This is a genomic window from Pseudomonas sp. (genome assembly GCF_041601375.1).
Taxonomy (GTDB): Bacteria; Pseudomonadota; Gammaproteobacteria; order Pseudomonadales; family Pseudomonadaceae; genus Aquipseudomonas.
The window spans coordinates 1-7,838 of record NZ_JBFIIG010000191.1; the positions used below are offsets into that span (position 1 = coordinate 1).

7 protein-coding genes and 1 pseudogene are annotated in these 7,838 nt (G+C 63.2%); 5 read left to right on the forward strand and 3 right to left on the reverse strand.

Annotated features, from left to right (window positions below; genetic code table 11):
• Together ABZE94_RS18475 and ABZE94_RS18480 are read right to left on the reverse strand one after the other, a co-directional pair.
• Nucleotides 1–130 (reverse strand): annotated as a pseudogene (locus tag ABZE94_RS18475) (conjugal transfer protein TraX); the annotation flags it as partial.
• A gap of 213 nt (nt 131–343) precedes the next feature.
• Nucleotides 344–643, reverse strand: coding sequence for a hypothetical protein (locus ABZE94_RS18480; RefSeq protein WP_372877237.1), 300 nt, complete (start codon nt 641–643; stop codon nt 344–346).
• Between the two features lie 230 nt (nt 644–873).
• On the opposite strand from ABZE94_RS18480, the gene ABZE94_RS18485 reads away from it, so the two are divergent.
• The 4 genes from ABZE94_RS18485 (at nt 874) to ABZE94_RS18500 (ending at nt 4,462) form a co-directional block, all read left to right on the forward strand.
• Complete coding sequence (locus ABZE94_RS18485; RefSeq protein ID WP_372877239.1) at nt 874–1,923, forward strand: low specificity L-threonine aldolase; 1,050 nt, start codon at nt 874–876, stop codon at nt 1,921–1,923.
• Between the two features lie 366 nt (nt 1,924–2,289).
• Entirely contained in the window at nt 2,290–3,477 is a 1,188-nt protein-coding gene (locus ABZE94_RS18490; RefSeq protein WP_372877241.1) for a sulfite oxidase, read from the forward strand.
• 43 nt (nt 3,478–3,520) lie between these two features.
• The gene (locus ABZE94_RS18495) at nt 3,521–3,796 is read left to right on the forward strand and encodes a cytochrome c (RefSeq protein ID WP_372877243.1); all 276 of its coding nucleotides are present in this window, start codon (nt 3,521–3,523) and stop codon (nt 3,794–3,796) included.
• Between the two features lie 66 nt (nt 3,797–3,862).
• Nucleotides 3,863–4,462 (forward strand): pyridoxal 5'-phosphate synthase, encoded by a 600-nt coding sequence (locus ABZE94_RS18500; protein ID WP_372877245.1) that lies wholly within the window; start codon nt 3,863–3,865, stop codon nt 4,460–4,462.
• Nucleotides 4,463–4,516: 54 nt separating this feature from the next.
• On the opposite strand, the gene gbcB is transcribed toward ABZE94_RS18500, so the two are convergent.
• Nucleotides 4,517–5,617: a glycine-betaine demethylase subunit GbcB gene (gene gbcB / locus ABZE94_RS18505; protein ID WP_372877247.1), complete on the reverse strand. Its 1,101-nt coding sequence runs from the start codon at nt 5,615–5,617 to the stop codon at nt 4,517–4,519.
• Nucleotides 5,618–5,984: 367 nt separating this feature from the next.
• Here gbcB and gbcA point away from each other — a divergent pair, with 367 nt between their 5' ends.
• Nucleotides 5,985–7,274, forward strand: coding sequence for a glycine-betaine demethylase subunit GbcA (gbcA, locus tag ABZE94_RS18510; RefSeq protein WP_372877249.1), 1,290 nt, complete (start codon nt 5,985–5,987; stop codon nt 7,272–7,274).
• Nucleotides 7,275–7,838 lie beyond the last annotated feature (564 nt).

Genomic DNA, 7,838 nt, shown 5'->3' on the forward strand with positions numbered 1-7,838 from the left:
AGAGGGCATACAGCGGCGGCCAGACATGCCGCAGGTGATCGATCAGCATGCTCAGCAGCGCCAGCCACTTGAGCAGGTCCAGCGCGGTATCACGCGGACGGCTGGTCAGGGCTGGGGACGGGGGCGGCATGGCGGCGCTCACGGATCATCGAGTGGTGAGCGACGTTAACCCAAGATCGCCGCCGCTGCCCACCCGGCATCCCGCCAACGGTATGGCGGGCACCGCTGTCGCCATGGTCCGCGGGGTTTCAGCGCCTCTCAGCGGCGCTGAAAATATCCAGCGCCGTCGCACTGCGGACGATTGGAGGCGGTCGCAGTAGGCGAGCGTTTTTTCCCCAAGCGCTCAGCCCTGCAGCTTGGCGTTGCAGCTGTTGGAGGCGGTAACCAGGCGCTGCTGCAGTGCCGGGTCGGGTTGCGTCTGGCTACGCATCGCTTCCAGCTCTGCTGCGCTGAACTCTTGGCTGACCTTGTCGGCCGCGCATTCGCAGAAGGCCCGCAGTTGTTCCTCGCTGTGGCTGGCTTGGGCGCCGGCCACGCACTCGTTGACGAACTCGATTTTGGCGCCTGCCGGCCATTCCGCGGCAGTGGCGGGCAGGGCGAGGGCCAGGGGAAGGACAAGCGCAATCAGATGACGGTAGTTCATGATGAATTCCTGTGCGGGTCAATGACGTCGGCCGGCGCTGCCGGGACCTTGGTTGTGAGGCCGTCCGCTGTCGTGAGTTCCTTCTTATTTGTTTACAGGCGCCTGCCAGTCGTTCGGTGGGTCGGACAGCGCCTGAAATGAACAAGATGTCGCCACAGTGTGCTACCCGCGGCTGGCTGCGGGAGTAAAGTAGCGCCATGCGCCGATGATCCAACAAGAAGGAACGAGCAATGTCCGATTCATCGCAACAGTTCGCCAGCGACAATTATTCCGGCATCTGTCCGGAAGCCTGGGCCGCCATGGCCGAGGCCAATCACGGTCATGACCGCGCTTACGGCGACGATCAGTGGACGGCGCGCGCCGCCGATCATTTCCGCGAACTGTTCGAAACCGACTGCGAAGTGTTCTTCGCCTTCAACGGCACCGCGGCCAACTCCCTGGCCCTGGCTGCGCTGTGCCAGAGCTACCACAGCGTGATCTGCTCGGACACCGCCCATGTCGAGACCGACGAATGCGGCGCCCCGGAGTTCTTCTCCAACGGCTCCAAACTGCTGCTGGCACAGACCGAGGACGGCAAGCTGACCCCGGCGGCGATCCGCGAAATCGCCCTCAAGCGCCAGGATATCCACTACCCGAAACCGCGGGTGGTGACCCTGACCCAGGCCACCGAGGTCGGCACGGTCTATCGCCCCGAAGAGGTCCGCGCGATCAGTGCCACCTGCCGCGAGCTGGGCCTCAACCTGCACATGGACGGCGCGCGCTTCTCCAACGCCTGCGCCTTTCTCGGCTGTAGTCCGGCCGAGCTGACCTGGAAGGCCGGTGTCGACGTGCTCTGCTTCGGCGGCACCAAGAACGGCATGGCGGTGGGCGAGGCCATCCTGTTTTTCAACAAGGCGCTGGCCGAGGATTTCGATTACCGCTGCAAGCAGGCCGGTCAACTCGCCTCGAAGATGCGCTACCTGTCCGCGCCCTGGGTCGGCCTGCTGCAGAGCGACGCCTGGCTGAAATACGCCCGTCATGCCAACCGGTGCGCCGGCCTGCTCGCCGAGCTGGTCAGCGATGTGCCGGGCATCAGTCTGATGTTTCCGGTGGAGGCTAACGGCGTGTTCCTGCAAATGTCCGAACCGGCCTTGGAAGGCCTGCGCGCCAAGGGCTGGCGTTTCTACACCTTCATCGGCGCCGGCGGCGCGCGCTTCATGTGCTCCTGGGATACCGAAGAAGAGCGGGTGCGCGAACTGGCGGCGGATATCCGCATGGCCATGGCTGCGGGCGAGGCCTGATCCGATCCGCCGGCCTGTCCAGCAGGGTGCCCGCGCCGATGCCGGCTGCTCTCTGTCCCGCGCGATAGTGGGGTTGAGCCTGTGCCCTTATTCCGGGGCGGGCGCGCCATGCAGAGCGGAGCAATCGACCACTTACCTTGACAGGGGGGCACCGGCAACCTAGACCGAAACTAGCCATGGCAATAACCTTGGCTGACACCGAGAGGAAAGCACCATGCTCCGGTTTGTGAGGGGCGCCGCCTGCAGGCGCCTGCCCCTCTCCATCCAGATCCAGCACCCGCACCCGCACCCGCGCGCGCCTCTTTCCCAGATATTCCGGTTTTCCTGCCTGCGGGTTGCGCGCCTCGCATAGTCCGGGAGTCCCCCATGAACGAGACCTTTAATCTGCAGCGTCGGCAACTGCTACTGGGCAGCGCCGGAGCGGTGGCTTCGGCCGGCCTGTTCGGCTTCAGCCCGCTCAGCCTGGCGGCTGAGATGCCGCTGCCGGACTACGTCAACTGGAAGAACCCAGAGGCGTTGATCGTGCACAGTGCCAACACCCTGGAAACCAGGCGCGAGGCGATCGGCACCAGTATCGTCACCTCCAATGAGCAGCTGTTCGTGCGCAACAACCTGCCGACACCGGATGCCGCCATCGTTGCCGACCGTGACGCCTGGACGGTCGCCTTCCAGGGTGTGAAGAGCCCGCGCAGCATGACCTTGGGCGAACTCAAGAACCTCGGTATCGAGACCGTGGCCAGCGTGCTGCAGTGCTCGGGCAACGGCCGCGCGTTCTTCCCCCACGGCGCCAGCGGCACTCAGTGGAGCGTGGGGGCGGCCGGTTGCGTGTTGTGGAGTGGGGTGCCGGTCAGCGCCGTGGTCGATGCCCTCGGCGGCATTGGCGATGGGCTGAAGTACATGACCAGCACCGGCGGCGAGGAGCTTCCCGCCGGCATCGAGCCGAAGGACGTGGTGGTCGAGCGCTCGGTGCCGCTGAAGGCCCTGGAGCATGCGCTCCTCGCCTGGGAGCTGAACGGCGAGCCATTGCCCCTGGCTCACGGTGGCCCGTTGCGCCTGGTGGTGCCCGGCTATTACGGGGTGAACAACGTCAAGTACGTCAAGCAGGTGGCCTTCACTGCCGAGCAGACTGACGCCAAGATCCAGGCCTCCGGCTACCGCATCCGCCCGGTCGGTCAGGGTGGCGCGCCTGATCAGCCGTCAATGTGGGAGATGAGCGTCAAGTCCTGGATCACCCAGCCGCTGCAGCAGGCCAAGGCCGGGAGGGTGCGGATCCAGGGCGTGGCGTTCGGTGGGGCCAGGGCCGTGCAGGGGGTCGAAGTATCCCTGGATGCGGGCAAGAACTGGCAGGTGGCGCGCTTCGTCGGTCCGGATCTGGGTCCCTTCGCCTGGCGGCCATTCGTGCTGATCACCGAACTCAAGCCGGGGCGCTACACCTTGGCCAGCCGGGCGATCGACGACCAGGGTGCCATGCAACCCCAGGAGCGCCTAGATAATGAACGCGGCTACGGTCACAACGGCTGGCAGGATCATGCTGTCAGCCTCGTGGTGGCTTGAGCCGATGCGGAGGCTGGGACTTGCCTTGCTCGGTCTGCTCGCTATGACGCAGGCGCAGGCCGGTGATGCGCGCCTGGCGCTCGGCCGGCAGGTGTTCACCGAGCAGGCGCAGCCTCCCTGCAGTCTCTGCCACAGTCTGCGCGAAGCCGGCGCCAGCGGCGTCATCGGCCCCGATCTGGATCAGCTCAAACCGAGCGTCGAGCGAGTGGCGGCGGCGGTACGCGGTGGTGTCGGGGTGATGCCGAGCTTTGCCGCATCGCTCAGCGCCGAGCAGATCGATGCGGTGGCCCACTATGTGGCGCAGGCCGCCGGGCAGTGAACCCGCACTGGGTTAGGCTACCCCGACAAGCGTTTCACGGATCGGCACAAAGGATGACTACCGAGCATGAAGAGCAGTGAAGCGATTTATCGAGAAGCCCTGGAGCAGCTGCAGCGGCTGATCGAGCAGGCCACCGCACAGGGCGTTGACGAGGCTCATGCTGCTGCGTTGGCGACGGCGGATCGCTACGCCCATCCGTCCGTGCGCATGGTCTACATCGTTGCGGTCGAGGAGGCGGGGCTGCTGTTCTTCGTCAACACCGAGAGCGGCAAGGGCCAGCAGCTCATCGACAATCCGCGCGCATCGCTGTGTTTCTTCTGGCGCGAACTGCAGGAACAGGTGACGCTCGAAGGCGACGTCGTTCGCCAATCCGTTGCAACCTCGGACAGCTACTGGCGCAAGCGGGCGCGCGAGATCCAACTGGCGTCCTGGGTGCTGCCGCAGGGGGCGCCGGCGTTGGCAAAAGGCGAATCGCGGCGGCAGGTGCGCCAGCTTGAACAGGCCCTGGGTTTCGAACCGGTGCCGCGCAGTCCGAACTGGTGCGCCTTCCGCCTGCAGCCTGAGCGGATCGAGTTCTGGCCGTCTGGCTGGCAGCGCGCGCGGGAGCGTGTCAGGTACCTGAAAGATGCGGGTGGGCTGTGGTCTGAGGAGGTGCTTACCCCCTGAGTGGCCAGGGGGTAAGATCGGCGGCGGATAAACGTATTGCCGGCGACCGATCGATCAATAGTCGATGACCACGTCGCCCTGGGGCACGCTGCAGCAAGAGAGGATATAGCCTTCGGCGACGTCCTCGTCGGTGATCCCGCCGTTATGCTCCATGCTCACCTCGCCCGCGGTCTTCATCACCTTGCAGGTGCCGCAGATGCCCATGCCGCAGGCCTTGGGGATGTGCAGGCCGAGCTTGGCCGCAGCGGCATGCACGGTCTCGCCCGGATCGATGCGAATGCTCTTGCCGGTGGCGACGAACGCCACCTGATGCTGGTCGGCTACCGGCACTGGCTCGGCGTCGGCGGCTTCCGCAGCCAGCTCCTTGACCTCGGCGCGGATCTCCGGTGGTGTCGCGCCGAAGGACTCCTCATGATAATGCTGCATGTCGAAGCCGTTGCTCTCGAGCAGGTGCTTGACTGCATTCATGTAGGGCGTCGGCCCGCAGCAGAAGATTTCCCGCTCCATGAAGTCTGGCGTCATCAATTCCAGCATCTTCTGGTTGAGGTAGCCGCGGTAGCCGGACCAGGCCTCGCCGAGGCCGTGCTTCTCGCAGATGATGTGCAGGCTGAAGTTGTTGATTCGCGCCGCCATGTGCTCCAGTTCGCGGTGGAAGATAACGTCCTTGGGCGTGCGGGCGCTGTGCACGAAGACCATGTCGACGTTGGCGTTGGTGTCATAGAACCAGCGGGCCATGGACATCACTGGAGTAATGCCCACACCGCCGCTGAGCAGCAGCACCTTGTCGGCCGGGAAGTCGATGGCGTTGAACAGCCCGACCGGGCCGTGGACCGCCAACTCCTGACCTTCCTGCAGGTTGTCGTGCAGCCAGTTGGAGACCTTGCCGCCGGGCATCCGCTTGACCGAGATGGAGAAGCTGTAAGGCACCGACGGGGAGCTGGAAATGGTGTACGAACGCATGACCGGCTGGTCGTCGATTTCCAGTTCCAGGGTGACGAACTGGCCCGGTTTGAAGAAAAACAACACCGGTTGTGCGGCCATGAAGCAGAAGGTGCGCACATCCCAGGTTTCCTGGATCACTTTGACGCAACGCACCATATGGCGGCCGTTGCTCCAGGTCTGGGTGGTAACGGGATTGAGGAAATCGTTCGACATGGTCGGTATCTCGCGTGCAGCGGCCTAGATGTTGGCCTATTGCGGTGGATTGTGCGCAACGCTTGATGGGGTCATTTACCCATGAGCGACATTGACATACTTATCGCGACCTGCCGCCTGACGCCTGGCTTGCCGCGTCGGAAACGGATGTGGCCATGTCGCCTGTAGATAAGGTTTGCTCGGCTTCCATCGCCACACTCAGCTCCAGCCGAAGCAAATGGATAAAGAGCGTCCGACTCTCTCTAGCCCCACGTAAGAACCGCTATTCGGCAGGCGGTTTGCGGAGGGTCAGTCACGCCGCCTTGCGTAAACCGAAACAGCCACTTTTTGCGGCGCTCGCATGGCGAGCGCCATTGAGGAATTACCGATGGACGTCACTTCCAAACTGAGCCTGGGCGATCCACTAGAGCCCGCACGCAAGGCCACCGCCGAGATGCTGCAGACCCGCGAGCGCGCCTTTTCGTTGCCGCAGCCGTTCTACAACGATGAGCGTCTGTTCCAGGTCGACATGCAGGAAATCTTCCATAAAGAATGGTTGAACGCCGGCATGACCTGCGAGATTCCTGCCAAGGGCAACTACCTGACCGTGCAGTTGGGCGACAACCCGATCATCATCATCCGTGGTGCTGAAGGCGCGGTGCATGCCTTCCACAACGTCTGCCGCCACCGCGGTTCGCGCCTGTGCGTCAGTGACAAGGGCAAGGTCGCCAAGCTGGTCTGCCCCTACCACCAGTGGACCTACGAGCTGGACGGCCGCCTGCTGTTCGCCGGCACCGAGATGGGTGACGACTTCAAGCTCAGCGACTACAACCTCAAGCCGGTGAACTGCAAGACTGCCGGCGGCTACATCTTCATCAGTCTGGCGGACAACCCGCCGCCGATCGACGATTTCCTCTCCACCCTGGCTCACTACATGGAGCCCTACGACATGGAGAACACCAAGGTCGCGGTGCAAAGCACCATGCGCGAGCAGGCCAACTGGAAGCTGGTGTTGGAGAACAACCGCGAGTGCTACCACTGCAATGGTGCGCACCCCGAACTGCTCAATAGCCTGCTGGAGTGGGACGACACCAGCGACCCGCGCGCTCCCCAGGCGTTCAAGGATCACGTGGCCCAGTGCGCGGCCGATTGGGAAGCCGAAAAGATCCCCTACCTGCATGCCGGTTTCGGTCTGCGCAACCGCATCGTACGCATGCCGCTGCTCAAGGGCACCGTGTCCATGACCATGGATGGCAAGCAAGGCAGCAAGAAGCTCATGGGTCGCATCAAGAACCCCGACCTGGGCTCAATGCGCATCCTGCACCTGCCGCACTCGTGGAACCACTGCATGGGCGACCACCTGATCAACTTCACCGTGTGGCCGATCAGCGCTCAGGAATCCATCGTTGTCACCAAGTGGCTGGTGCACAAGGATGCGGTAGAGGGCGTCGACTATGACGTGGCACGCCTGCGCCAAGTCTGGGATGCGACCAACGAGCAGGATCGTCGTTTGGGTGAAGAGAACCAGCGCGGTATCAACTCCACTGCTTACCAGCCGGGGCCGTACTCGAAGACCTACGAGTTTGGCGTAGTCAATTTTATCGACTGGTACAGCGAGCAGATGCTCAACAACCTCGGTGCCGCACCGGCAGCCTACCTGCAGCAGGTCAACGACTGACTGTAATTGCCGGCCCGCATTGTGCGGGCCGGCACGTTTCTGCAGGCCGTCTGATGTCGATTAACCTGGGGCTGGTTATTCTGCTGGCCTTATCTAGTGGCTTCGCCAGTTGGCGCATCCAGCGAGATGCGCCGCCTACTGGCCAGGCAGAGCGCGAATAAGTAGCGCCACTTCCTCCCGTGAGCCAGCCGAGTATTGCCCGGGCTCCTATATCTGGCTCCTATATATAGAGTGCGAACTCCGCCCTGTGAAAGCCATGGTCGCAACGGTTTAATCTGCTGCAGGTATTAAGGGGGCTGCGTAGGCAATTGGAGGAGGTGGTAAATAACTTCCAATAAAGGCTTGACGCAGTTTCTGCTGGGCCTATAATGCGCACCTCTTCCGGCGCAGGCCTCTCGGGAAACCTCTTGTAAAACAAGAAGTTAGATTAAAAAGAGGGGTTGCAAAGCAGCGAAAGCTGTGTAGAATGCGCCGGGCTGACAAGGTGGTGGTTTGAGCCTGTCGGTGTTTCGGTCGAGGAGGTCGGAGGCGGTGAAAGAGGTGGTTGACAGCGGTTTGAAACGC

Coding starts and splice junctions, on each gene's coding strand:
- ABZE94_RS18480 (WP_372877237.1), bottom strand. CDS start 643: ATGAACTACCGTCATCTGATTGCGCTTGTCCTTCCCCTGGCCCTCGCC.
- ABZE94_RS18485 (WP_372877239.1), top strand. CDS start 874: ATGTCCGATTCATCGCAACAGTTCGCCAGCGACAATTATTCCGGCATC.
- ABZE94_RS18490 (WP_372877241.1), top strand. CDS start 2,290: ATGAACGAGACCTTTAATCTGCAGCGTCGGCAACTGCTACTGGGCAGC.
- ABZE94_RS18495 (WP_372877243.1), top strand. CDS start 3,521: ATGACGCAGGCGCAGGCCGGTGATGCGCGCCTGGCGCTCGGCCGGCAG.
- ABZE94_RS18500 (WP_372877245.1), top strand. CDS start 3,863: ATGAAGAGCAGTGAAGCGATTTATCGAGAAGCCCTGGAGCAGCTGCAG.
- gbcB (WP_372877247.1), bottom strand. CDS start 5,617: ATGTCGAACGATTTCCTCAATCCCGTTACCACCCAGACCTGGAGCAAC.
- gbcA (WP_372877249.1), top strand. CDS start 5,985: ATGGACGTCACTTCCAAACTGAGCCTGGGCGATCCACTAGAGCCCGCA.